The 25,424-nt window shown below is 25.2% G+C and carries 23 protein-coding genes and 1 riboswitch; of the genes, 15 read left to right on the top strand and 8 right to left on the bottom strand.

Going from position 1 to position 25,424, the window contains the following annotated elements:
- Nucleotides 1-65 precede the first annotated feature (65 nt).
- The 5 genes from ACZ5EC_RS00270 to rpsU all read right to left on the bottom strand — a co-directional run bounded on the left by ACZ5EC_RS00270 (nt 66) and on the right by rpsU (nt 3,023).
- Nucleotides 66-1,295, bottom strand: coding sequence for a lysophospholipid acyltransferase family protein (locus ACZ5EC_RS00270; protein ID WP_464302970.1), 1,230 nt, complete (start codon nt 1,293-1,295; stop codon nt 66-68).
- Nucleotides 1,296-1,384: 89 nt separating this feature from the next.
- On the bottom strand, nt 1,385-1,837 hold the full coding sequence (locus tag ACZ5EC_RS00265) for an Lrp/AsnC family transcriptional regulator (protein WP_464302969.1): 453 nt from the start codon (nt 1,835-1,837) through the stop codon (nt 1,385-1,387).
- An 84-nt stretch (nt 1,838-1,921) separates the two neighbouring features.
- Nucleotides 1,922-2,323, bottom strand: a complete 402-nt coding sequence (locus tag ACZ5EC_RS00260; RefSeq protein ID WP_464302968.1) for a CoA-binding protein — start codon at nt 2,321-2,323, stop codon at nt 1,922-1,924.
- A complete protein-coding gene (locus ACZ5EC_RS00255) occupies nt 2,324-2,596 on the bottom strand; it encodes a cupin domain-containing protein (RefSeq protein WP_464302967.1) in 273 nt (90 codons plus the stop codon). It lies immediately after the preceding gene.
- 211 nt (nt 2,597-2,807) lie between these two features.
- The gene (gene rpsU / locus ACZ5EC_RS00250) at nt 2,808-3,023 is read right to left on the bottom strand and encodes a 30S ribosomal protein S21 (protein ID WP_464302966.1); all 216 of its coding nucleotides are present in this window, start codon (nt 3,021-3,023) and stop codon (nt 2,808-2,810) included.
- 312 nt (nt 3,024-3,335) lie between these two features.
- Here rpsU and ACZ5EC_RS00245 point away from each other — a divergent pair, with 312 nt between their 5' ends.
- On the top strand, nt 3,336-4,778 hold the full coding sequence (locus tag ACZ5EC_RS00245) for a tetratricopeptide repeat protein (protein ID WP_464302965.1): 1,443 nt from the start codon (nt 3,336-3,338) through the stop codon (nt 4,776-4,778).
- Between the two features lie 6 nt (nt 4,779-4,784).
- Here ACZ5EC_RS00245 and cysS read toward each other — a convergent pair whose 3' ends face one another.
- Nucleotides 4,785-6,362, bottom strand: a complete 1,578-nt coding sequence (cysS, locus tag ACZ5EC_RS00240) for a cysteine--tRNA ligase (protein WP_464302964.1) — start codon at nt 6,360-6,362, stop codon at nt 4,785-4,787.
- 381 nt (nt 6,363-6,743) lie between these two features.
- On the opposite strand from cysS, the gene ACZ5EC_RS00235 reads away from it, so the two are divergent.
- Complete coding sequence (locus tag ACZ5EC_RS00235; RefSeq protein WP_464302963.1) at nt 6,744-7,427, top strand: hypothetical protein; 684 nt, start codon at nt 6,744-6,746, stop codon at nt 7,425-7,427.
- 162 nt (nt 7,428-7,589) lie between these two features.
- On the opposite strand, the gene ACZ5EC_RS00230 is transcribed toward ACZ5EC_RS00235, so the two are convergent.
- Complete coding sequence (locus tag ACZ5EC_RS00230; protein ID WP_464302962.1) at nt 7,590-9,005, bottom strand: Na+/H+ antiporter NhaC family protein; 1,416 nt, start codon at nt 9,003-9,005, stop codon at nt 7,590-7,592.
- A 117-nt stretch (nt 9,006-9,122) separates the two neighbouring features.
- Here ACZ5EC_RS00230 and ACZ5EC_RS00225 point away from each other — a divergent pair, with 117 nt between their 5' ends.
- The 7 genes from ACZ5EC_RS00225 to ACZ5EC_RS00195 all read left to right on the top strand — a co-directional run bounded on the left by ACZ5EC_RS00225 (nt 9,123) and on the right by ACZ5EC_RS00195 (nt 15,977).
- Complete coding sequence (locus ACZ5EC_RS00225) at nt 9,123-9,866, top strand: sulfite exporter TauE/SafE family protein (RefSeq protein ID WP_464302961.1); 744 nt, start codon at nt 9,123-9,125, stop codon at nt 9,864-9,866.
- A 256-nt stretch (nt 9,867-10,122) separates the two neighbouring features.
- Nucleotides 10,123-11,196 carry an IS110 family RNA-guided transposase gene (locus tag ACZ5EC_RS00220; RefSeq protein ID WP_464301847.1) on the top strand — a complete coding sequence of 358 codons (1,074 nt, stop codon included), beginning with the start codon at nt 10,123-10,125 and terminating at the stop codon, nt 11,194-11,196.
- Nucleotides 11,197-11,280: 84 nt separating this feature from the next.
- Nucleotides 11,281-12,474 carry an aminotransferase class V-fold PLP-dependent enzyme gene (locus ACZ5EC_RS00215; RefSeq protein WP_464302960.1) on the top strand — a complete coding sequence of 398 codons (1,194 nt, stop codon included), beginning with the start codon at nt 11,281-11,283 and terminating at the stop codon, nt 12,472-12,474.
- A 243-nt stretch (nt 12,475-12,717) separates the two neighbouring features.
- Complete coding sequence (locus ACZ5EC_RS00210; RefSeq protein WP_464302959.1) at nt 12,718-13,050, top strand: ArsR/SmtB family transcription factor; 333 nt, start codon at nt 12,718-12,720, stop codon at nt 13,048-13,050.
- A 215-nt stretch (nt 13,051-13,265) separates the two neighbouring features.
- Nucleotides 13,266-14,207, top strand: coding sequence for an ABC transporter ATP-binding protein (locus ACZ5EC_RS00205; protein WP_464302958.1), 942 nt, complete (start codon nt 13,266-13,268; stop codon nt 14,205-14,207).
- A 179-nt stretch (nt 14,208-14,386) separates the two neighbouring features.
- Complete coding sequence (locus ACZ5EC_RS00200) at nt 14,387-15,175, top strand: ABC transporter permease (RefSeq protein WP_464302957.1); 789 nt, start codon at nt 14,387-14,389, stop codon at nt 15,173-15,175.
- A 7-nt stretch (nt 15,176-15,182) separates the two neighbouring features.
- Nucleotides 15,183-15,977 carry an ABC transporter permease gene (locus tag ACZ5EC_RS00195; protein WP_464302956.1) on the top strand — a complete coding sequence of 265 codons (795 nt, stop codon included), beginning with the start codon at nt 15,183-15,185 and terminating at the stop codon, nt 15,975-15,977.
- Between the two features lie 6 nt (nt 15,978-15,983).
- Here the strand turns inward: ACZ5EC_RS00195 and ACZ5EC_RS00190 are convergent, their stop codons facing one another.
- A complete protein-coding gene (locus ACZ5EC_RS00190) occupies nt 15,984-17,483 on the bottom strand; it encodes a CapA family protein (RefSeq protein WP_464302955.1) in 1,500 nt (499 codons plus the stop codon).
- A 423-nt stretch (nt 17,484-17,906) separates the two neighbouring features.
- Nucleotides 17,907-17,998: riboswitch (TPP riboswitch) on the top strand.
- Nucleotides 17,999-18,045: 47 nt separating this feature from the next.
- On the opposite strand from ACZ5EC_RS00190, the gene ACZ5EC_RS00185 reads away from it, so the two are divergent.
- From ACZ5EC_RS00185 to ACZ5EC_RS00160, 6 genes are all read left to right on the top strand, one after another.
- Nucleotides 18,046-18,618 (top strand): ECF transporter S component, encoded by a 573-nt coding sequence (locus ACZ5EC_RS00185; RefSeq protein WP_464302954.1) that lies wholly within the window; start codon nt 18,046-18,048, stop codon nt 18,616-18,618.
- The gene (locus ACZ5EC_RS00180; RefSeq protein WP_464302953.1) at nt 18,605-20,074 is read left to right on the top strand and encodes an ATP-binding cassette domain-containing protein; all 1,470 of its coding nucleotides are present in this window, start codon (nt 18,605-18,607) and stop codon (nt 20,072-20,074) included. The genes ACZ5EC_RS00185 and ACZ5EC_RS00180 overlap by 14 nt, the downstream gene beginning before the upstream one ends.
- A 24-nt stretch (nt 20,075-20,098) precedes the next feature.
- The gene (locus ACZ5EC_RS00175) at nt 20,099-20,821 is read left to right on the top strand and encodes a CbiQ family ECF transporter T component (RefSeq protein ID WP_464302952.1); all 723 of its coding nucleotides are present in this window, start codon (nt 20,099-20,101) and stop codon (nt 20,819-20,821) included.
- Nucleotides 20,822-21,098: 277 nt separating this feature from the next.
- Complete coding sequence (fdhF, locus tag ACZ5EC_RS00170) at nt 21,099-23,822, top strand: formate dehydrogenase subunit alpha (RefSeq protein WP_464302951.1); 2,724 nt, start codon at nt 21,099-21,101, stop codon at nt 23,820-23,822.
- 3 nt (nt 23,823-23,825) lie between these two features.
- Nucleotides 23,826-24,680, top strand: coding sequence for a formate/nitrite transporter family protein (locus ACZ5EC_RS00165; RefSeq protein ID WP_464302950.1), 855 nt, complete (start codon nt 23,826-23,828; stop codon nt 24,678-24,680).
- Nucleotides 24,667-25,413 (top strand): molybdenum cofactor guanylyltransferase, encoded by a 747-nt coding sequence (locus ACZ5EC_RS00160; protein WP_464302949.1) that lies wholly within the window; start codon nt 24,667-24,669, stop codon nt 25,411-25,413. The genes ACZ5EC_RS00165 and ACZ5EC_RS00160 overlap by 14 nt, the downstream gene beginning before the upstream one ends.
- Nucleotides 25,414-25,424: the final 11 nt, after the last annotated feature.

The following is a 25,424-nucleotide window of genomic DNA, read 5'->3' as shown; positions in this document are numbered from 1 at the left end:
TAGTTCTATTACCTACTCTGTTATTACAATCTATTTTAAATAAAAACAAAAACAAAGTTTATAAACTATTTATAGGGAAAGATATATTCTTTTGGTTGTTTTTTCCATCTTGGATGGATCAACATCCAGCTTTCAATGTGTTTTAAGATTATTGGTTCATAATATTTATGAACAAAATATGTTATAAAAAAACTTTTTTCATCTTTTGTTAGCTTGTTATAATCTTTAAATCTATCTAAATAGTTTTGCAATATATAACCTTCAGTTTCTTTATAAAGTTTTTTATATTTTTCCTCTGTTACTTCTTTAGATTTGATAAAAAGGGTTGTATTTTCATCAAAGTTAAGATATTTGTTAAATATATAGATTGGTATATTTTTATTATTTTTATTAAAATATTCATAAAAAGAAAACAAAAATAATTTGTGCTTAAATTCCAGAGTATTAAACATATAATCAAAATCTAATGGTTTTTCAAAAACACCAAAAAGTTTTCCATTTTCATCATAATATGAATAACCTGGAACTATAGGGGCTTTTGAAACAAGATGGAATCTTGAAGTACCCTGAGTTGCAGAAGCCGGGCGTTTAAAAAATGGGATATATACTCCAAATTTTAAAGCATTTTGATCAAACATAACTGCAAGAATTTCATTATTAAATAGGGGTTTAAAAAATTTTTTGGGATTATCAAATTTCGATATAATTTTTGCTTTTTTTTGTGTTCTGAAGCTTTCAATATAAGCATCCAATTTCTTGTTATCAAGTGGTCTTACAATTACATTTACTGGAATTCCTAAAATTGCACACGCACACCCAAACACTTCCCAATTACCAATATGAGGTGAAGCAATAACAGCACCTTTACCCATTTTTAAAGTTTCTTTAAGATTATCCATTCCTATTATATTAACAAGATTAACAAATTCATTATTTTTAATTTTTGGGTAATAAATAAGGTTAAAAAATACCCTTCCAAGATTTTGGACCATTTTTTTATAGATTTTGAAATAATGTTTCTTATTAAATTTTCTTTTAATAGTATTTATATCATAATTAAATTCATCATTATGATTTTCATCACTATGAAATAAAATTTTTTCATCAATCCCTTTTTCAATTATTTCTAAATTTTTATATGTTACCTTTTTTAAAGGAGGTAAAATTGAAAAAATTAATTTAAAAAGTTTTGCTCCAAACTTTATCCCTTTTTTATAAGGGATCAATTGAAAAATATAAAATAAGAATTTTACAGGATAATATTCAAAATTCTCTAAAAATTTCGACTTTGCCATTTTATTCCCTGGATTTTGTTTTGAAATTATTTTGATAAGAAATTTGGTTTTTTAAATTTTATATAAAATTTAATTAATGGTTATTACCCTTAAGTTAAAGGGTAATAACCATCTTCTATAGAATTTAAAATCAAAAATGTTTCTATTTTATTAACTGAATCAAGAGATGAAATTTTTTCAGAAATAATATTATTTAAGTCTTCAAGATTTTTTGCACTAACTTTAATTAAAAAATCAAATCTTCCAGTAACTTGATAAACTTCTAAAACTTCATCTAGATGACTTAAAGAATCCATAAATTTTTTAATTGATTGTTTATCGTTTTTTTCTAATTGAGCTGAAATAAAAGCTAAAATAGGTCTACCTATTTTTTCCCTATCTAAAATTGCTTTATATCCAATTATGACTTTGTTTTTTTCAAGTTTTTTTACCCTTTCAAGAACTGAAGGTGGAGAAAGTTTCATTAACTCAGATAATTTTTTATTGGTAATTCTACCATTTTTTTGTAAAATATTAAGAATTTTGATATCTTTTTTATCCATTTTTACCTCCAAATATTTATAATATATTTTTAATAATTAATATTCTTTTATTTTAGACTATATTAATTAACTTTTTTTATTAATTTATTTAAATAGTGCTTTATGCATAGCATAAATGCAAATATCCATCAGTACTTCAAGACCACCTTCTTTTGCTATATTATAAGCTTCTTCATTTGAAATACCCTGCTGTAACCATAGAACTTTAGCTTTTTTTGCTACTGCATCTTTTGCTATCTCTGGAGTGTATTCAGGTCTCCTGAACACATCAACAATATCTATATTATCCCCTATTTCAACAACTTTTTTATAACATTTATCCCCTTTTATTACTTCATAATTTGGATTAACTGGATAAACTTTATATCCTGCATTTTTAAGATATCTATATATATAGTTAGATATTTTTGTTCTATCTTTAGATACGCCTACAACAGCAATAGTTTTACTATTTTTTAATATTTCATATATTTTATCTCTATCCATTTACTCACCAAATTTATAAACCTTTTCAACAGTTTCTATAACTTCCCATTTACATTTTAATCCTTTAGGAAAAATAACAAAATCACCTTTATTTATCAAATAAAATTTATCATTATCTACCCAGATTTTAACTTTCCCTTTTTTAAAATAACAGGATTCTTTTTCATCATACTCCCAATCAAATATTGATGGCTCACAACTCCAGGGTAGCCAATTTTTAACACCCATTTTATTAAGTTCTTCTTCTGTAAGTTTTTTTATTATTACTTCCATAAAACCACCTGGACCTATATTATAATTTTAACTCTTTATTGAAAAAAAGAATAATAAATTTATTTTTTTTTACAATAATATATTTATTTTTTTTTATTATTTTTCTAACTTTATTAATAATTTTGTTAATTAATATAACTATATAACATTTCTTGAACAATAAAATTAAATAAAAAAAAGATAGGGTAAAAAAATACCCTATCAGCTTAAATTAAACTTTTTTTCTTGATGGATGCATCATTTTTCTGATCTTTTTAAGTCTTTTTCGTTCTACTGCTTTTTTTCTTTGTTTTCTAATTTCAGATGGTTTTTCATAAAACTCTTTTCTTTTCCATTCCCTGATAATAGCTTCTCTTTCACATTCCCTTTTAAACTTTCTCAGTAAAACTTCGATTGGTTCATTACCATTTGCTATAACTTTAGCCAAGTAAATCACCCCTTTCTTTAATTATAATAATTTTCCAATTGCTTGACAAATTTAAATTAAATATTAATATTGTCAAGAAATAAATAAATCTGTTTTTATTCAAGTAAAATTTCATAAAATGTCTTAATCATTTTTATCATTTTCATAAGTATTAATTTTAATTTCGCATTACTTTTTATACCTTAAAATTTTTATATTTTAATATTTGTTTTTTAATTTATTACTATTTTTTATTTTTTAAATTTATATTTTAATAATTATAATTTTATTTTAATTCAATTTTTTTAATTCCAAAAAAAAAGGATTTACATTATGGATAGTAAAAATTTAGAAAATTTATTTAACCTAACAAGTTCTATAGGATTAACTTTTGATATTACTCCCTTAGCTTATTCCCTAGATTTACCTTTGCAGGAAATTATAAATTTCTTTCAAAGTGATAAAGGAAAATCTATTTTTGAAAAGATAGATGATACTAGATTTAAATTTAAAGATATTGATTTTAAAGCTAAAATACTTTCAAAACTTAGCCATAATGAAAAAATTCAAAATAAAAATAAATACAAAAGAAGTCTTATTGAAAAAATGCAAGAATTCTTTAAAGACATTTATATAAATGAAAGTGAAAAATTAAATAGAGATAGAATTTTATCCTTTTTTTTATACTTTACTTATTATGTAATCTATTTAGATTACCTTGATTTAGCAGAGCAAAATATTGATTTCATTCTTCAAAGGATGTATCCAAAAATAGAAGATTATGAAAAAGCTTTAATTGCTAAAGCCCATCTTGATTATAAAAAAAAGGACTTTCAAAGTGCAATAAAAAATTTAAATAAAATAAAAATTTATCCTGAACAAATATTGAGAAAATATAACTTTTTAACTTCTATATATTTTATAACTGGTGATGAAAAAGATTGTGATAATATATATAAAGAATGGGAAAAATTTAATAAATTTATGACTTTTTTTAATAAAGCCAGAATAAATTTAAATAAAGTTTCTCATTTACTTAATAAAAATAAATACAATGATGCATTAGAAACATTAAAAAAAATTGAACCTGATTTTATAAATGCTGAAAAAGAATTTAACTATATTTATCTTTATACAATGATTGGTGATTTATACAATTCATTTGGATTAATTTACTTTGAGCTTTCTGACTTTGAAAAAGCCAAAGATTATTTTTTTCAATCAATAGAATACTATAAAAAATGTGGATTTGATAGGGATTTAGTTGTACCATACAATAACATTGCTGAAATTTATAAACAAAATAAACAATACAATAAAGCTATAAACATATATAAAAATATTATTAATATTTCACGTACACTTGGTAATAAACAAGCATATGGAATTTCATTGTGGAATATAGGTGAAATATATTTTGATTACAAAAATTATGAAAAAGCTGAAAGTTATTTTGAAAGAGGTTCAAACATTATTTTTAAAACTGTAAATTATCCTTCTTATGAAGACTATTTTAAACTTTATTTTGCAAAACTCTACTATGAAACAAAAAGATTTAAGGAAGCAGAAGAGATTATAAATCAAATTTTACTTAGTAGCCATGAAAGAGGAGAGGAAAAGATTTATGGTGAAAGTTTACTAATAAAAGGGAAAATTATTGCCCATAGAGGTGAAGATCCGAAATCTTTTTTTGAGGAAGCAATAACTATATTTGAAAAATTACATTTAGATGACCTATTAAAAGAAGCTAAAAAACTTCGATTGATGTATTATTAAAATTTTTCATTTCTGAACAAACCACCTTGTCCCCTCTCGTGTATCCTGCACAATTACCCCTTGTTTTGCAAGTTGATCTCTTATTTTATCAGATAAAGCATAATCTTTATTTTTTCTTGCTATTTCTCTCTTATTTAATAATTCTTTCTGTTCTTTTGTAAGAATCCCTCTATTAAAATTTATAACATTTAGCCCATAAACAAAATCAAAAAAAGATATTAAAATAAATTTTTGAATAGCATTTAAATCATTATCCCTTATTAAGCTTAACCCTAAAGAAAGAGCTTTTGGCATATTTAAATCGTCATTAACATAATTTAAAAAATTTTCCAAATATTCTTTAAATTTGTTATTAAAAATCTCATTATTTAATAATTTTTCTAATTCTTCAAATATATTCTTTATATCAGTTAAAGAATTATCAATATTAGTTTTATTATTATTATCTATTAATGATTGTAAAAGAATTAAATATTTATTAGAATTAAGTTTGCTATACTTTTTATAAAAAGTATTTTTGTATTCTGGATCAATTTTATCAAGTTGTTTATCAAATTCCTCTTTAAAAGTTATAATTCTTTCTTTAAAAGCATAAAAGCCTCTTTTTGCTCCTTCTAAAGATTTAAAACTGAAAATCAGTTTTTTTCTATAATGTGCCTGTAATAAAAAGAATCGATAGATAACAGGATCAAATCCATTTTCTCTTAAAGTAGCTAATGTGATAAAATTACCTTTTGATTTTGACATTTTTTCATCATTATTCATTATCAAAAATTCACCATGTAACCAGTAATTAACCCACTTTTTCCCTGTTGCAGACTCAGATTGGGCAATTTCATTTGTGTGGTGTACAGGAATGTGATCAATACCACCACAATGAATATCAAATTGTTCTCCTAAATATTTCATTGACATTGCTGAACACTCAATATGCCATCCTGGAAAACCTTCACCCCATGGAGAGTCCCAATTTAATATATGATTTTTAAATTTAGATTTTGTAAACCATAATACAAAATCATATGGAGATTTTTTTCTTTTATCAACCTCAATTCTTGCTCCAGCTTTTAATTGATCAAGTTTTAGATTAGCAAGTTTCCCATAGTCTTTAAATTTCATTACATCAAAATATAGATTCCCATCCTGAAAATATGCATACCCATTTTTTTCAATTTTTTTTATTAAATTAATCATATCTTCAACATGTTCTGTAGCTCTAGCTTTAATATCTGGTTGAATAATATTTAATTGTTTTAAGTCATTAAAAAATGCATTTTCATAGAATCTTGCTATTTCTAAAACAGATTTACCCTCTTTTTTAGCTTCTTTTTCAATTTTGTCTTCCCCTTCATCAGCATCAGATTCTAAATGACCTATATCTGTAACATTCATAACATGAATAACTTTATATCCATTTAACAACAATACTCTTTTTAAAATATCTTCGAAAACATAGGTTCTTAAATTACCAATATGAGCATAATTATAAACAGTAGGACCACATGTATATAATCTTACTTCATTATCATTTAAAGGTTTAAATACTTCTTTTTTTCTACCCATTGTATTAAAAAGTTTCAACATACAATAATTCCTTAAATAAATATTTTAACTGCTATTTAGTAGTATATAAATCAATAAAATTGTAAATAAAAAATTTTGTATATTGAATATAATTATTTATAATAAATAAAATTATGTATAAAAAATATAATTTTGTATATAAATATAGGTTCAGAATTATTTTAAATTTATGTTTCCTATATCGTTTTAATTAATAATTTTGTTTTGTTCCAATAAAAAATTTAAATATATTTTGCTTATTCAAAAATTTATTTAATTACCATTTAAATAAAAATATTTAAATTTCATTTAATTTTCAACTAATTTTCACATTTTTTTCATAAGTTATGACAATATATAAATTGTATAAAAAAAGAAAACAATAAAATAGAGGAGGATAAAATGAAAAACAAAAGAGTTATTTTTACAGTATCTACTTTTTTGATAACATTTTTGTTATTAAGTATTTCAACTTCAATTTTTGCTCAAGGGAGATGGAACACCGATAATAGAGGACCATCAGGTAAAATAAAGGAGATTTATTCAGTACAAATCAGTGTTAATGATTGGAAAATTGTAAAACCAGCATTTCAGGAATATGTTGATTCAATTATCAATCTAATAAATAAAGAAAAGGAACTTGGTCTTATATCAAAATACCAGGCTATAGCACTTATTGATCAAATAAATGAAATAGAAAAAAAAGTAAATAAAAATAGAAATTTTCCTTTAATACAGGGATTTGGATACTTTAGAAATTTTAAACCAATGGGTGGTCCTATTAGAGGTAATTATAAAATACCAGGCCAACCACCAATGCCTGGTCGACCACTTTACTTTCAACATTTTCCAAATCCACAAATAACAGATTCTCAATGGAATGCACTTGTTCCTTTTATTAAAAAATTATCAAACTCTCAAACTAACCTTTACAAAAAGTTATTAGATATTGGTTTTATAACTAAAACTCAATATGATAATTATGTTAAAATCCATGTATATATCACTGATTCAATAATTAAGAATAAAGCTCTTACCCCTATGTTTGGTATATCATTTTTATTTAAATTAAATTTAATAAACTAATAATTAAATATTATGTTATAACTAAAAACGATGTTTAAGGTAAATAGTATTTATATTAAAAGATAAAAATATAACCATTATATTATAATAAAAAAGCTGCCAGTTCAATTCTGGCAGCTTAAATTTTATTTTCAAATAAACCTTGTTATTAAATTATTAATCTTATTCTCCAAGAATTGCTTTTTCTTCTTTTTCAGTTTCAGCATTTTTATAAACTCGGCCCCAACCTGTAAGAATTGCAAATAACATTACAAAGAATAATCCCATACCATGGAAGAAGAAAGGCATTGCTTTCATAATATTAAAACCATTTGAAACAATACCAGTACTTATTGAGATTCCTAATGCAAGCATAACACCTGGATTATATGGAACAAACATTATTGTACCAGTAGCCAATGCATCCATAATATTAGCAGTTCTTTGTGGAGCAAGATTATGACGATCAGCAAGCTCTTTTGCTAAAGGTCCAATTGCTACTATTGATCTTGCAGAACCTGCAGTAATTAAATTTCCAATAATTGTTAATACAAATACTGTTAATTCCGCACCTACAACTGTTTTTGTAAATGGAGTTACTTTGTCGAGTATATATTTAAATAACCCTGATCTATCAAATAAACCAACAAGACCCAATAACAACATTGTAAACATAATTAATGGAAGCATACCAGCGATACCACTATAGAGAATACCACCAAATTTCTTTGCAGCTACATTTGCAAACAAAATACTTTTTGGTGTAAGAAGTTTAAAAGCTAAGCCTAAAATTATACCAAAAGCATTCATAGTTAACAATGCTGTTACAAGGTCTACACCTTTATACATAATATAAATCAATACAGCAGGAACAATAAGCATTATTAATCCTTTTGCAGAAACTGCTTTAGATAATGCTGTTGGGGAAATATGGCCAGTTTGAGTAGCGTAACCAAAAATAACAAATAAAACTGATGCAATTGCTGCAGAAACTAAAGCATATTTTAATCTTGTTCTAACTACTGTTCTAATTTCAGCACCCTGAGTATAAGCTGAAGCAATAGTTGTATCAGATATAGGAGCAATATTATCTCCAAAAAATGCACCGCTCATTAAAGCACCAATCATTACCAATGGATTTGCACCTAAACCAACTCCAACAGGAAGCATTAAAGGACCAATTGCTGCAATACTACCACCTGAAGTACCTGTAGCAGTTGAAAATAAAGCTGCAATAATAAAAGTAACCAATGGTAATAAAGCACCAGAAACTCCCATTTTTACACCTAACCATACTAAACTGTCTACTAAACCAGATGCTCGTAACATTTTACCCATAACTCCTGCAAGTGTCCATGCAAGTGTCATTACAGCAATCATTCTTCTTGACATACCACTAATTATTGCATCTGATGCATTAGCAGGTTTTTTAGCCAAAAGAATAGCAACCAGCATTGCAGAAAGACATGCAACCCATAGTGTTTTGGTATGAACCCACCCCGTAACTGCTAAAGTAATAATAACACCTACTAGTGTTAAAAGGGGTAGGAAAGCACCAAACATACCCAAACGAAATTCAACGGTTTTTGAATTTTCCATTTTTTCCTCCTTTAAATTATTATTTCGAAAAATTCAAAAATTGAAATATTAGATATTGACATTCTTATTATAATGAATTATTATGAAATTGCAAGAGATTTTTAGGAGAAAAATTAAATGTTATATTTTTTAGCAGGATTATTTACTTTTCCTATTACATTAATATTAACAATTGCTGGAGTTGGAGCTGCTTTTTTACTGATTCCAGTTTTTACAGCTTTAGGTATTGACCTTAGAGAAGCAATGGCAGCTGCTTTACTTTTAAACTCCCTTTCAATGCTATTTGCTTCAATAAGATATGCTAAAAAAAAATTAATACTCTGGAGAATAAGCATCCCTATTATCATCACAAGTTCAATTGGTGCTGCAATAGGTGCACAATTCCGTTATCATGTTAATAATGATATACTTAAATTACTTTTTGTTTGTTTTCTTTTATTTGCTGCAACAATGATGTTTTTTTATAAAGCAAAAGAAAAGGGGGAAAAATTAAAGCTTGAATTAAAAGAAACAATCATAAGTGGCGTTGCAGGATTAGGAGTAGGATTTATAAGCGGGCTTATTGGTGTTGGAGGAGGTAATATTATACTACCAATGCTTATAACTTTAGGAATAGAACCAAAAGAAGCAATAGGTACTACAGCTATTATTGTTATTTTTTCTTCATTATCTGGCTTTATTAGCAATATAGCTATTGGGATAGATCTGAAATTTATATTTGTTACTGCTTTAGCTGCAATTATAGGTGCTTTAATAGGTTCATGGTTAATGACTGATAAATTAAAACCAGCTCTAATTAAAAAAGCTCTTGGATTTATTTTAATTGGGGTAGCAATTAAAATTATAATAAATTTAATTTAGGAGATGTGATAAAAATCAATAGCAGGGGATAAAGAAACTGCTTTCAGGCAACGAAAATAAACCTGAAAGCAGATAGGCTTAGGTTCGACATTTAATTTGGTCAAAAAGACCGTTTAGGAGAATGAAGAGCCTACAGCCGAATCAACATAATAATCGGATTTTAACAATCCAGATTGAATAGGAGAATGGATTATTCTCTGTAATAAATATCGTAAAGAATCTGCTTTCAATTAAAAAAAATAATTGGAGGAGGCAGATGAAACTATCAGTTGGAGTTGATTTACACAAGCATCAAATGACAGTATGTATAAAAAATTTAGAACAAAGGATTGCAGATATTAATTGGAAATTTTCTACAAAAAAAGAAGGATATATGGAATTTGTAAGATTGTTAAAGAAATTATCCCAACCAGAAGAAATTGAAATAGCAGTAGAATCTACAGGAAATACAAGATATTTTAAAAGAGAAATGGAAAATTATGGATTTAAAGTACATGTAGTAAATACCTTAAAGTTTAAAGTAATAAATGAATCAATAAACAAAACAGATAAACATGATGCAAGGACATTAGCAGAATTTTTATCAAAAGATATGATACCAGAAGTAAATTTATGTAAAGAAGATAGTAAAAATTTAAGAGATTTATTAAAGCATAGGTCAGTATTAAAAAAGACCAATGTAAGTTTAAAGAATCAAATACATGGAATAATGTTAGAAATGGGTATAGAAACAAAGAATGGACAGCTTAACACAAAAACAGGAAGGGTAAAAATTATAGAACAAATATCGGACCCAATAAAAAAAAGTATAGTATCAGGGATAATAAAAACAATAAATAGTATAGAAAGTTTAATATCAGAAATAGAGAAAGAGCTTTCAAAGATGACAGAAAAAGATGAAGCAGTAAGAATACTAAGGACAATACCAGGATGTGGATTGATAACTTCAATTACTTTAAGGGCTTACATAGATGACATAAATAAATTTAGTTCATATAAAAAGCTTTCTTCTTATTGTGGATTGGTACCATGGGTACAAAATTCAGCAGACAAGGAAAGATATGGGAATATAACTAAAAGAGGTTCACAAGAATTAAGAACAGCATTTGTACAGATGACAATGGGTATGATAAGGGTAAAAAGAGAAAGAGAAAACAGATATATGAAATCTTATAGAAATATGAAAAAAATAAAAGGAAGCGGAAAAGCAATAATAGCAACTTCAAGAAAATTAAGTAAATTGGTATGGACATTATTAAAAAATGGTTGTGAATATGATCCAGTAAAATCAAATGATATATTGTTAAATAAAGATTATTCCGTTGCCTGAAAGCAATAATTTGAGGTTTTACCTCGTTTATATAAATTAGCAGATTTTTTGATATTTAATATTGATTTTTATAGGAGGATTTTAATGGATTTAAAAAAGATTGAAAAAATCAGAAATGAACTTCCTGCAGTTAAAAGTTGTTACTATTTTAATAATGGTACAAATGGCCCAATTTGTCGAGCAACTGCAGAAGTAATGCAAAAAAAGTCTGAAAAGGAATATATAGAGGGAAGATATCTACCTTTCCTTTCTGAATTATATGCAGATATGGATGAAACAAGGAAATTGGTTGCTGATTATATTGGAGCGGAATATGAAGAAATAGCACTTACTCACTCAGCAACTGAGGGGATGAATATAATTTTATGGGGTATTAACTGGCAACCAGGAGATGAAATAATAACTACTAATAGAGAACATGTTGCAAGTCTTGCTCCAATTTCATTAATCAAAAACAAGTTTAAAATTAATGTAAAGTACATTGATGTAGAATATGGGAAAGATTATGATGAGGGTAAATTTCTTGAAAAATTAAAAAAAAGTATAACTCCAAGATCCAGAATATTTGTTGTTTCTCATGTATCTTTTTCAATTGGTTTAACTTTTCCTTTGAAAAAAATTGCTGATATTTGTCATGAAAACAATATGTATTTACTAGTTGATGGTGCTCAGGGTGCTGGAGCAACAGAACTTGATGTTCATAATTATGGTATCGATTTTTATTCATTAGCAGGGAGAAAATGGTTATTAGGTCCAGAAGGGATTGGAGCTCTATATGTTGCTAAGCATAGAATTTCAGAAGTTGATCCTGTTTTTATAAGCCCTTCTTCAATAAGGGATAGACATGATCTTGATATAGCATCCCCATATATCATTCCTGCGCCTTATGCTGCTAGATTTCAAACTGCAACTTCAATGAATCACCCTATTCTACTTGGATTTAAAGAAGCATTAAAATTTTTACTTAATGATGTAGGTAAAGATTGGATGATTAATAGAATATCTACTTTAATAAATTATTTGAGGGAAAAATTAGAAAAAATTCCAGAAATAGAAATTGTTACTCCAAAAGGAAAAGAAGCTGGCTTTATTCACTTTTTTGCTAAAGGATGGGAACCTGGTGAATTTTGCTCTGTTATGAATAAAAGAAGATATATGATAAGACCGGTACCTAAACAACATCTTCCAGCTCCTGCTAGAATTTCTGTAGGTTTTTATAATACTGAAGAAGAAATTGATGGTCTTGTTGAAAATATTATTGATGTTATCAAAAATTGAAATAAAAATAATTAAAATTTTATTGTTTTTATAAAATTTTATTAGTATTATTTTATATATATTAAAAAAAAATAATTAAAAGTGTGTAAAAGATAGAGCTAATTAACAAAAAACAATTATTACCTCCAAAAAATCATATAACCCCCAATAAGGATTATTATCGATTCTATCTTTTTACACACTTTTATTGACATTAAAAAAAATATATTTAAAATTATTTTGGGAATAATATCTGGAGATAATATGCCTACAGGTGATATAATTAAAAATGAATTAAGAACAAATATCTTAAAAGCTTTAGCTAATTTCACTCGAATATGTATTGTTGAAAAATTAAAAGAAGGTCCCAAAAATGTATCTGAACTTGCAAAAAAAATTGGGGAATCTCCATCAATTACTTCAAGACATCTTAATATATTGAAAAATGCAGGTTTAATTGAAGTTAAAAAAAATGGTGTTAAAGTTATTTATTCTTTATCAACTAATGCAATACCTAATATTTTAAATTCAGTAGATGATGTTATTAAACTCAATTATCAAAAATATGAATCCTTTCTTAAATCAAAAAAATTATAAAATATTTATATTTAAAATTTAAAAATATAAATATTCTTAAAATATACAACTTTAAAATCAAAAAAAATTTACCGTTTTATCTTAGAATATATTTAAACTAACTAAAATTTGCTTTTAAAAAGAGTTCTTAATTTTTCTTTATATTTTTTTTATTTTTTATATTTGACATTTTTAAAAAAATATCTAATTTTTCTTGAAATATTCAAGGGTTCTAGATGGCTTTAATAGAAATTGAAAATCTTACCAAAATCTACAAAACTAAATCAAAATTTCAAAAAAAATATATTGAAAAAAAAGCTGTTAACAATATTTCTTTAAGAATTGAAAAAGGGGAGATTTTAGGATTTATAGGACCAAATGGCGCAGGTAAATCAACAACAATAAAAATGCTTTCTGGTATCTTAATCCCAACTTCTGGAACTATAAAAATTGATCAACTTGACCCTACAAAAAACAGGAAAAAACTTGCATATATAATTGGAACTGTTTTTGGACAAAAATCACAATTATGGTTACATCTTCCACCAATAGATACTTTTAAATTACTGGGTAATATTTATGATATACCTAATGAAGAATTAAAAAAAAGAATAGATTTTTTTATAGACAAATTTGAATTGTCAGAAATTCTTTATCAACCTGTTAGAAAACTTTCTCTTGGGCAGAGGATTAAATGTGAAATTGCAGCATCATTGCTTCACAAACCTAAAATACTTTTTTTAGATGAACCAACAATTGGATTAGATATAATTATAAAGAAAAAAATTAGAGAATTAATTAAAGACATGAATAAAGAATATGATACAACAATTATTTTGACTTCTCATGATATTTCAGATATTGAGAAGCTTTGTAATAGAGTAGTTATTATTAACAAAGGTGAAATTATTTTTGAAAATTCCTTAAAAAATTTAAAATACAACTTTTTAAATAAAAAAGTGATATCATTAAAAACTTCAAATAAAATAAATCTCAATATTAAAGGTATTAAAACATTAAAGCATAAAGAATTTTCTGCTAAAATTGAAGTGGATACAAAAGAGAAACAATTGAAAAAAGTAATTGATGAACTTATGGAAAAAAATGAAATTTTGGACATTAACATTGCTGATATCCCTTTAGAAGAGATAATAGAAATGATTTATAAATATAATTAAAAAAAATGGACAAAAACAATCTATTCGATTATGCATAAACAATTTGTTTAATAATAAATAATTTTAAAATAAATAAAAAATTTCAATTATTGTATATAAAAAATTGTTTTATTAGAATATTTAAGTTAAACTTAAATAATTAAAATAGATTTAAATAATTTTATCAAATAGGAGCTGGATTGAAAATTAAAAAATATTTTTATTTAACTAAAATTTCAATAAAATCAAATTTAACTTATTTAAAATCTTTTTTACTTTCAAGATTTTTTTTAATATTAATCCTGTTTGTCCTATTTAATCTATATAAAACTATATATCGAGGTAATGCTGCATTTGATGGTTTTACAATCCCAATGATAATTTATTATATAGTTATCACAGAATCAATATTATTATCAAATGTTAGAATTTACCAGACAATATCTGAGGAAATTAAAGAAGGAAGTTGTGTTTACAATCTATTGCGTCCAATCTCATATATAATGTATCATTATTTCACTGCATCTGGTAAAATATTATTAAACCTTTTTTCTACTTTAATTGTTGGAATTATTACTGCTGGGATAATGGTAGGCTTTAATATTATAATAATAAAAAACATTTTTTTATCTCTTCCTGTTATTATAATGGGTATAAACATAGATTTTTTTATTATGGTTCTTATTGGGATGTTTGCTTTTAAAATGGAAGAAGTATCTCCTATTTTTTGGATTTATCAAAAGATTTTATTTATTCTTGGAGGCCTATTTTTCCCTTTAGAATTTTTTCCAGTGTGGATTAAAAAAATTACGCCATATTTACCAACATCATATATTTTGTATTTTCCTGCAAGATTAATAGTTAAATTTCAACCTTCTTATTATTTAAAGGGCTTTTTAATTCAAGTAATATATCTAGTTTCTATTATTTTTTTAACTGTAATTTTTTATAAAAAAGGGATTAGAAATTTAACAATTAATGGGGGATAAATAAAAAATGAAATCATATTTTAAAATATTTATTAACTATGTAATTTTGCATATTAAATCAGGAATGCAATATAAAAAAGCTTTTTTTCTGCAAGTTGGAGGAATGCTATTAAATAATTCAGCATTTATATTTTTCTGGCTGGTATTATATAATAAATTCAAAATATCATTTACTCAAAATAATATCGGATTTAAAGAGATTATGCTTTTATGGGCTATAGCCAGTTCTGGTTTTGGAATTGCTATGGCTATTTTTGGGGGTGCAAGAGAATTATCATCAATGATTTACAAAGGAATTATTGATGTTTATTTAATTTATCCTAAAAACCCTTTAATAATGATAATTCTATCCCGTTCGTCTATTTCTGCCTGGGGAGATATACTTTATGGTTATATTATATTTCTTATTTTTGTATCAACTAATATTATTTCATTATTAATTTTTACTTTTTTTATTATCTTATCAGGAATTGCTCTATCTTCTATTTTAATTATATTAAATAGTCTTTCATTTTATTTAGGAAATACAGAAAATCTAAGTCACCAGATCTTCAATAGCTTAATAATGTTTGCAACTTATCCAGAAAATATTTTTTCCCCTTTTGTAAAGTTTTTACTTTTTACTGTTTTACCTGTAGGATTTTATGTTTACCTTCCTGTTAAGTTAATAAACCATTTTGATTTAAAAATCTTTTTGTTTTTACTTTCAGGAGATATTATAACTACTATACTGGCATTCTTTCTCTTTTTTAATGGTCTGAAAAAGTATGAATCTGGGAATTTGTTTTTTTCAAATAAATAATGATATTCAAAAAATTATTTCAAATCCATTATCTTTGTTAATTGTTTTCAATTTATTTTCATATAAAGTTTTATATTTAATTTCACCTCCATATTCTAAATTTAAATAGATATTTTCAATAAAATTACCAATTATTTTAGTATTTTTATATTTTTTTAAATAAAAAAAGATATTATTTTTCATAAAAATATAAGTTTTTTCAAGGTCTATATATTTTAATCCCCAGTATAGTTTCTTATTATTTAAAAAATAGTACTGTTTTTTTAGTGGATTTATATAAGTTCCACAAATATAAATCTCTTTATCCCATATAAAATTCATGCTATTTTTAGAATAAAAGATTTTAGAATCAACGACAGTTTTTAATGGAATTAATTTAATTTTATTTTTGTATTTTATTGTAAAGTAAAAATAGATCTGGATTTTTCTTAGTTCTTTATTTTTGTAAAATAGTTTTATTACTGGTACCCCTCTTGCAAAAAAGTAATTTTTATGGATACTCCTATCATCCCATGAATTCTTAAGTAATGCCTGGCCAGAAATAAAATTACCACATGAAAATAATATTACTCTTCCTTTATAAATCATTACTGGCTCAACAACATGTGGATGTTGCCCCCAGACTATATCAACACCATTATCTATTAATTTTTTAGCTAGCTCTATTTGAAACTTTGTTGGCAAGCCATTATATTCTCTTCCCCAATGAATTGAAACTATAAAATAATCAATATCTTTATTTTTAAATTTAATTTCTTTAATTTTGTTTACTATATTATTAATATTCTTATAAAAAAAAGCTGGATGAATTTTACTATTCTTTAGTTTTCTATAAACTCCTGCTGGATCATTCAATATTAAAGTTAAACCTACAATTCCAACAGTTTTATTATTAATAAAAATTTTATTTACAAAAAGAGATCCATCTTTTACTATACCAGTATATTTGTAATTTTTGATATTCTCAACTGTTTCGTAAAACCCTTTATCACCATAATCAAGAATATGGTTATTAGCTATAGTAAAATAGTTAATATTAAATTTATTTAGTTCATCCAACAAATATTTTTTAGCAGAAAATATATAGGGAATATTTTTATATTGCTTATTGAGAATTGTTGTTTCAAGGTTATAAAAATTAATAGAATATTCTAAATCTAAATTTTTAAGTTCAGATAATAAAAAATTAACATCGTTAAATTTTAAATAATCTTTTACACTGGAATGTGGAATAACATCCCCAAAAAATGTAAACTTTTCTAATCCATCATTTTTAATATTTTCAATTTTTTGAGTTTCAATTTTTGTAAAAATTATTTTAAATAAATTGCTATAATCTTTATTTTCTATATTATCAGATTCAATTTTGAAATTATTTTTTCTAAATAAGAATTTATAAATATTATAAAAAATTTTGTTATAATTTTTATATTTAGTGTTTTTATAATTTTTAAAATTATTTTTATTAATATTGATATTATTCTCATCTGTATCATTATTTTTCATGTTATATCTTGAAAAATATCTTTCATTAAATCTTGAAAAATAAGCTTCATTAAAATTATTAAAATTATAGCATAAACTAAAAAAATAATTAAATACTAAAAAAATAATAAGTAATAAAATCAATATAACAAAAAATTTGATAATTTTTTTAAAAAAAGATTTTATTTTCACAATATTTAATTTATAACAACTAAATAATTTTTCAAAAGAATTCTAATTTTAAAGTTTCAGCCTATCTTAATTCTAAATAAAAAAAGTTTTTATTTAGAATAAAAGTAAATTTTTGTTTTAAGATAAAATGAAATCTTAATTTAAATTAAAATAAAGTTTTAAATAAAATAATTATATTCAATTCTTAAATTTATTTTTAAAATAAATAATTAAATATTTTTCATTTGCAAAAAAATATTAAAAAGTTAATCTTTAAATAGGTAGGGGTGGTCGCAAGGCCTGAGAGCATACCCTTTGAACCTGAACAGGGTAATACCTGCGAAGGAAACCTTGAAAAAGGTATCTCCTCTCATTTTGCACCACCTCCTTAATAAAAATAAGGAGGTAAACTATGGAAGAAACTTCAAAAAAGGGTCTTCAAATCAATGAAATTATTTTAACTTTTGTTCTTTCTGGAATTATTGGAATCCTTTTCTGGGTATGGACTTTTGTATGGTATCTCTTTTCTCCACTTTTAAAATCAGTTGGAGCAAATTACCTTCTGGTAGGATTCTGGATGGTTGGAGGATTAATCCCTGCTTTCATTATTCAAAAACCAGGAGTTGCTTTAATAGGTGAAATTTTTGCAGCATTTATAGAACTTTTAATAACCCAATGGGGATTAACTGCTATTTTATGGGGTGTTGTACAGGGAATCGCTGCAGAATTTGTTTTTCTAATTTTCTCATACAAAAAATGGAATTTTTTTACAGTTGAACTAGCGGGTTTACTTTCCACATTGTCTTCATATATACTTGATTTTTTTTACTCTAAATACTCATCCCTTTCAACCAAAATTATTATAATTCAAATTATTTGTGCAGCAATTTCTGGACTAATCCTTGCTGGAGGATTGACCTATTATCTAACTAAAGCTTTAAAAAATACAGGAATTCTATCAAGGTACGCAATTGGAAAAAAATAGATTACCTATAATTAAGTTTTCCCATTTTAAATTTAAATATCCTTCCTCAAACTCTTTTATAGAGTTTGAGGGGGATTTCTCTATATCAAAAAACGAATGCATTCTTATAACTGGCCCTTCTGGAAGTGGTAAATCTACATTTTTAAATATATTGAAAGGGATAATTCCATTTTATATTACTGGAACTCTAGAAGGACAAATTTTTATTAAAGGTAAAAATATTATAGATAAATATCCTGATGATCTAAAATCAAAAATTTTGATGCTTTTTCAAAACCCATACACTCAAATAGTTACCCCTTATGTTAAAGATGAAATTGTTTTTCCTATGGAGAATTTTTATAGAAATAATAAAAACCAATTTGAACTCATTAGCAAGAAATACCAAAAAATTGTTGAACTATTCAATTTTTACAAAATTTTAAATAATGAGACATTCTCTCTTTCTGGTGGAGAAATCCAAAAAATTATGCTTGGCTCTCTTTTAGCAGTTGAACCAGAAGTTATTTTACTTGATGAACCTACTGCTTTTTTAGACCCTGAATCAAGAAATAATTTCTTTAATATAATACATAAAATAAAAGGAAAATACACAATTATAATAATTGAACACAATTTTGAAAAAATAATTGATATAGTAGATAAAATCCTAGTTTTTAATAAAAATGGAAAAATAAATCTATTAAACAAAGAAAATTTTTTAGATAAAATTGAAAAAAAGGAAATTATAAATATTAATCTAAATACTTATGAAATAAATAGAATTTTTAATTTTTTAAAGATAATTAATATAAAAAAGAAAAAGCAAATCAATAACATAAATAAAAATTTAATAGAAATTCAAAATTTATTTTTTAAATACAAAAACAATCCTGAATCTATTTTTGAAGATGTTAATCTAAAAATAGATAATGAAACCATTTCTATTTTAGGGAAAAACGGGATAGGAAAAACTACCTTTTTAAAATTATTATCTGGAATATTAAAACCACAAAAAGGGAACATTTCTATTGAAAAAAATAATATTGCATTCCTTTTTCAAAATCCTGAAACTCACTTTATGTTCAATACAGTCAAACTTGAAATCATGCATAATATTAAAACATGGGTAAAAGAAAAAGACAAACAAAATCAGATTTTTGAAGAAATTATAAATTTTTTTAATTTTAAAAATTATATTAACAAAAACCCCTTTCAATTATCTGAAGGAGAAAAAAGAAGATTAACCTATGCTTTAACAATAGCTTTAAATAAAGATATTATATTACTTGATGAACCAACTTTTGGTCAGGATATAGAAAACAGAAATAAAATTATAAAATTTACAAATATTTTAAAAAAACTTGGAAAAACAATAATAATTGTTACCCATGATATTGAATTTGCTAAAATTGTATCTGATAAAATTTATCAAATTAAGAATAAAAAAATAGAACTTTTATCTTATATAGATTAATCAGAGTAAAGATAGGTAAAATAAATGAATGATTTTAATAAACAACACCCATTAATTATCATATTTATTGCTTTTTCAATTATGATACCAATTATGATTTCAACAAACTTAAAAATAATACTTATATATGGGTTAATAGGGATACTCTATCTTTTTTTATTTAAAATAAAATTAAAAATATTTCTCCCTCTTATTTTTATAATTATCCCAATTACAATTTCAATTCTCTTTTTAAATATGTTTTATCCAAATCTTGCAAAAATTGATACATCTAAACATTTTACCTTTTTAAATTACACAATATATCAAGATGCATTTTATACAGGTTTGAGATTATTTGCTAGATATTATTTACTAACATTGCTTTCAATAAGCACTGTTACATTAATTGATTTTTACAAATTAATATTTTCTTTTATACAACAATTCAGATTATCTGCAAATTATGGATATCCTGCTTTTATCGCTATTAATGCAATAAAGCATGCAAAAGATGAATATCAAAGAATTAGAACTGTAAAAAAAATGAGAAATATTAAGGGGTTAAATATTTTTACAATCTCCATCCCTTTACTTGTTTATGCTATAAGATTTTCTGAAAGAAGTTCTATAGCTTTATTATCAAAAGGGTATACAAAAGATAAAATATATTATTTCAATTATAAACTTAATAACAAATCATTAAAATTAACAATTCTATTTTTCTTTTTAAATATTGGTTACTTTTTGTTTTTATCAATTTTTTAGTCTTTAATAACAATTTTAGTATTTTATTGATAATTTTACTCTTTTATTTATAATAATCTATTTGATTTTTATTAATAATAATCATTGTAAAAATTTAAATCATAATATTCTAAGAAATTTACGGTTTTAATTATTCTTTTCAAATAAATTTATATTTATCGTTACCATCTTATTATCATCATAGAAATAAATTAAAATTTTTTTATAGTATTATTGATTTGATTTTAATTCAAAATATTATATCATTATTTTATAATTAGTTAGTATGGAGGATTTCATGAGTGACTTTGTTCAAATAAAAGTAGATGGCAAACAAATAACTGCAAAAAAAGGGGAAAATTTATTAAAAGTATTACTTGATAATAATTTTAACATACCTCATTTATGTTATAGTGATTTGATTTCACCAACAGGTTCCTGTAGGTTATGTCTTGTTAAATTAAATAACCAGAATAAACCTATAACTTCCTGTACTGTTGAAGTATCTGATGGGTTAGAAGTTTATACAAAAGATGAAGAGATTGAAAATACAAGAAAAGCTGTTTTAGAACTTATTTTAGCAAACCATAATGATGATTGTATCAATTGTCCAAGAGATGGAAGCTGTGAATTACAGGATTTAGCTTTTGAATACAATCTTGGACGAAACGAAAGAACTATTGAACCATTATGGCAAACTCATATTGCACCAAAAGATACTTCCTCCCCTATTCTTGATTATGACCCTACTAAATGTATCCAGTGTGAAAGATGTATTAAAGCATGTTATGAAATTCAGGGAAAAGGTGTGCTTTCATATGTTTACAGAGGTATTGATACATATGTCGCAGCAGGATTTGAAGATTGGGAAACTTCTGAATGTGATGGTTGTGGACAATGCATTCAACTTTGTCCTACTGCAGCAATTGCTATGAAACCTGTTTATGGGGTTAGATTTAAAGAAAAAGATATTGAAAAAAAAGTTACAACAACATGTGGATATTGTGGTGTTGGTTGTCAGCTTGATATCTCTGTTAAAAATAACCAGATTCTTAAAGTTGATGGAGCAAATCTTGAACCAAACTATACAAAAACCTGTGTTAAAGGGAAATTTGGTCTTGATTTTAATTCAAGAAAAGAAAGATTAACAAAACCTTTAATAAAAAAAGATGGTAAATTTTTTGAGGTTAGCTGGGATGAAGCTTTAGATTATACAGCTAAAAAATTAACTGAAATTAAAGAAAAATATGGACCTGATTCAATAGCAGGGCTCTCTTCAGCAAGATGTACAAATGAAGAAAATTATGTATTTCAAAAATTCATTAGAGCTGTTATTGGTACAAACAATGTTGACCATTGTGCAAGGTTGTGCCATGCATCTACTGTAACAGGTCTTGCAAGAACACTTGGATCAGGGGCTATGACAAACTCAATAAGAGAACTTGAATATGCAAATGTAATACTTGTCACAGGTTCAAATACAACTGAAACACATCCAGTTATTGCAACATATATTAAAAGAGCTGTACTATTTCATAATGCCACATTAATTGTAGTTGATCCAAGAAAAATTGACCTTACAAAATATGCAAAATACTGGTTAAGACAAAATAATGGTACTGATGTTGCATGGATAAATGGATTCATGAATGTTATTTATAACAACAATTTGCATGACTTGGATTTTATCAAAGCAAGAACAGAAGGATTTAATGAACTTGAAAAGATTATAAAAGATTACACACCAAAAAAAGTTGAAGAAATTACAGGAATCCCTGCAAAGTTATTAGAGGAAGCAGCAATAGCTTATGGTAAAGCAGACAAAGCTTCAATAGTTTATGCAATGGGTATAACTCAACATAGCCATGGAACAAATAATGTAGCATCTTTAGCAAACCTTGCAATGATGACAGGAAATGTAGGTAAAGAAAGCACTGGTGTTAATCCATTACGAGGGCAAAACAATGTTCAGGGTGCATGTGATATGGGTGCTTTACCAAATGTATATCCTGGATATCAAAAAATTAACATTGACGAAATACATGAAAAATTTGAGAATAAATGGAAAACAAAGTTATCAAAAGAGGTAGGATTAACAGTTGTTGAAATGATGTATGCAGCTACTGAAGGTAAATTACATGCATTTTACTTTATGGGTGAAAATCCAATGGTATCGGATCCTAATATACCTCATGTTAAAGAAGCTTTAGAAAAAATCGATTTTCTTGCAGTTCAGGATATTTTCCCAACTGAAACTACTCAATATGCTGATGTTATCTTTCCTGCTTCATCTTTCCTTGAAAAAGAAGGTAACTTCACAAACACAGAAAGAAGAATTATGTGGGTCAATAAAGTTTTAGACCCTCCAGGGGAAGCAAAACCTGATTGGTGGATCACATCAGAAATAGCTAAAAGAATGGGTTACCCAATGAATTATAAATCTGTTAAAGATATTATTGATGAAATTAATGATGTTACACCAATTTATGCTGGAATAACTTATGAAAGGATTATGAAGGGAGAAAGATTACAATGGCCATGTACTTCTTCTGACCACCCAGGGACAAAATATTTACATAAAGGGAAATTTGCTAAAGGAATTGGAACTTTTATTCCAGCAGAATATGCTCCTCCTGCAGAATTACCTGATGAAGAATATCCTTTTGTTCTTTCAACAGGAAGAGTTTTATTTCATTACCATACAGGAACTATGACCAGGAAAACAAAAGTATTACCTCAATATATTGAAGGTCCTTATATTGAAATGAATATTGAAGATATGAATGAAATGGAAATTTCTGATGGTGAAAAAGTAAAAGTCTCTTCAAGAAGAGGATCAATTGAAACATTTGTTTTACAATCTGAAAAAGTTGTTAAAGGGAATGTATTTATCCCATTTCATTTTGCAGAAGCAGCTGCAAATATGTTAACAAATGATGTTCTTGATCCAATTGCTAAAATTCCTGAATTAAAAGTTTGTGCATGTAAAATTGAAAAGATTAAAAACAAAAAAAGGGGGTAAGATATGGCTGTAGATTGTAGAGCACCTGCCAATACTGCAGAATACCTTTCACAAACAGTGTGTGTTAAAAAAGTTAATTCAAGTATTTTAAGACTTACGATTTTAGGAATATTTGCTGGTGTTTTTATAGGTTTTGGAGCTCAATTTGCAACTTTAGTTGGTCATGATATGGGAAAATACCTTGGAGTAGGGTTCACAAAGCTAGTTATGGGTGCTGTTTTTTCTGTAGGTCTGATGCTTGTTGTTATTGCTGGTGCAGAACTTTTCACAGGAAACAATCTTGTTGTACTTTCTGCACTTGATAAAAAAACTACCTGGGGAAGGGTTTTAAGAAACTGGACAATTGTGTATATTGCTAATTTTATTGGCTCTATTTTACTTGTTTATTTAATTATATGGTCAGGATTATGGAAAACAAATAATTATGGAACTGGAGCATTTGCATTAAAAATTGCAAATGGAAAAGTTAATTTATCTTTTTTAGCTGCTTTTAGTAGAGCTATATTGTGTAATTGGTTGGTATGTCTTGCTGTATGGATGGCAATTGCTGCAAGACATGTAGTTGGAAAAATATTTGCAATTCTTTTCCCAATTATGGCTTTTGTTGCTTCAGGTTATGAACACTCAGTTGCTAATATGTTTTTTATTCCTAAAGGGATTTTATTAAAATCCTATTCTGAAGTAGTAAATGCTGCTGGATTATCTTTAAACAGCCTTTCTAATTTAACATGGGGTGGATTTTTAGTTAAAAACCTTATTCCTGTTACTCTTGGAAACATTGTAGGCGGAGCATTCTTTGTTGCATTTTTATACTGGGTTGTATTTTTAAAACCAACAAAAGAAAGTGAAAGCAAATAGAAATTTGGAAAAAGTTTTAAACTGTATAATTTTAGCTGGTGGAAAATCTAAAAGAATGGGAAGGGATAAAATTTTCCTTCCCATCTTTAATCAAACTTTTTTTGAATATATAATTTTTAAAATAAAACAATTTAGTAATTTAACAAAAACAGATTTTAATATAAAAGATATAATTATTAGCACAAAAGATGAAAAGAAGTTTATAAATTTTTTTAATAGAAAAAAAATTGATAATAAAAAATTTGATTTCTCTTATAAACCATTATCTTCGTACAAAAAAGAGTTCTATTTTAAAAATTATTTTATTGATAAAATTATCATAGTAAAAGATATTATTAAAATTTCATCTTCAATTACCGGTTTATATAGTGCTTTAAGTCTTAGTGAAATCGATGATAATATTGTACTTACAGCTGATATGCCTTTAATAAATATTAAAGTTATAAAATTTCTTGTATTAACCCACTTCAATTTTAATTTAAAAAATAATATTACTGTTTTTAAAAATAAAAATTATTTTGAACCTTTCCCTGGAATTTATAATAAAGATATTCTTAAAGATTTGAAAACACTTATTGATAAAGGGGAATTTAAACTTAATCTTTTTTTGCAAAAAATAAATCCCAATTTAATAGATATAAATGAAATAGTTAAGTTTGATAAAAATTTATTAACTTTTAAAAATATAAATACACATGAAGATTTCAATAAATTAATTTCATTTTTAAGATAATATTATGAAAA

It is taken from the genome of Exilispira thermophila, from assembly GCF_055389015.1.
This window is presented reverse-complemented; position numbering and strand designations above follow the sequence as displayed.

What these genes read in the sequence shown, in the direction of transcription:
- ACZ5EC_RS00270 (WP_464302970.1), bottom strand. Translation starts at nt 1,295, where the DNA reads ATGGCAAAGTCGAAATTTTTAGAGAATTTTGAATATTATCCTGTAAAA.
- ACZ5EC_RS00265 (WP_464302969.1), bottom strand. Translation starts at nt 1,837, where the DNA reads ATGGATAAAAAAGATATCAAAATTCTTAATATTTTACAAAAAAATGGT.
- ACZ5EC_RS00260 (WP_464302968.1), bottom strand. Translation starts at nt 2,323, where the DNA reads ATGGATAGAGATAAAATATATGAAATATTAAAAAATAGTAAAACTATT.
- ACZ5EC_RS00255 (WP_464302967.1), bottom strand. Translation starts at nt 2,596, where the DNA reads ATGGAAGTAATAATAAAAAAACTTACAGAAGAAGAACTTAATAAAATG.
- ACZ5EC_RS00245 (WP_464302965.1), top strand. Translation starts at nt 3,336, where the DNA reads ATGGATAGTAAAAATTTAGAAAATTTATTTAACCTAACAAGTTCTATA.
- cysS (WP_464302964.1), bottom strand. Translation starts at nt 6,362, where the DNA reads ATGTTGAAACTTTTTAATACAATGGGTAGAAAAAAAGAAGTATTTAAA.
- ACZ5EC_RS00235 (WP_464302963.1), top strand. Translation starts at nt 6,744, where the DNA reads ATGAAAAACAAAAGAGTTATTTTTACAGTATCTACTTTTTTGATAACA.
- ACZ5EC_RS00230 (WP_464302962.1), bottom strand. Translation starts at nt 9,005, where the DNA reads ATGGAAAATTCAAAAACCGTTGAATTTCGTTTGGGTATGTTTGGTGCT.
- ACZ5EC_RS00225 (WP_464302961.1), top strand. Translation starts at nt 9,123, where the DNA reads ATGTTATATTTTTTAGCAGGATTATTTACTTTTCCTATTACATTAATA.
- ACZ5EC_RS00220 (WP_464301847.1), top strand. Translation starts at nt 10,123, where the DNA reads ATGAAACTATCAGTTGGAGTTGATTTACACAAGCATCAAATGACAGTA.
- ACZ5EC_RS00215 (WP_464302960.1), top strand. Translation starts at nt 11,281, where the DNA reads ATGGATTTAAAAAAGATTGAAAAAATCAGAAATGAACTTCCTGCAGTT.
- ACZ5EC_RS00210 (WP_464302959.1), top strand. Translation starts at nt 12,718, where the DNA reads ATGCCTACAGGTGATATAATTAAAAATGAATTAAGAACAAATATCTTA.
- ACZ5EC_RS00205 (WP_464302958.1), top strand. Translation starts at nt 13,266, where the DNA reads ATGGCTTTAATAGAAATTGAAAATCTTACCAAAATCTACAAAACTAAA.
- ACZ5EC_RS00195 (WP_464302956.1), top strand. Translation starts at nt 15,183, where the DNA reads ATGAAATCATATTTTAAAATATTTATTAACTATGTAATTTTGCATATT.
- ACZ5EC_RS00190 (WP_464302955.1), bottom strand. Translation starts at nt 17,483, where the DNA reads ATGAAAAATAATGATACAGATGAGAATAATATCAATATTAATAAAAAT.
- ACZ5EC_RS00185 (WP_464302954.1), top strand. Translation starts at nt 18,046, where the DNA reads ATGGAAGAAACTTCAAAAAAGGGTCTTCAAATCAATGAAATTATTTTA.
- ACZ5EC_RS00175 (WP_464302952.1), top strand. Translation starts at nt 20,099, where the DNA reads ATGAATGATTTTAATAAACAACACCCATTAATTATCATATTTATTGCT.
- fdhF (WP_464302951.1), top strand. Translation starts at nt 21,099, where the DNA reads ATGAGTGACTTTGTTCAAATAAAAGTAGATGGCAAACAAATAACTGCA.
- ACZ5EC_RS00165 (WP_464302950.1), top strand. Translation starts at nt 23,826, where the DNA reads ATGGCTGTAGATTGTAGAGCACCTGCCAATACTGCAGAATACCTTTCA.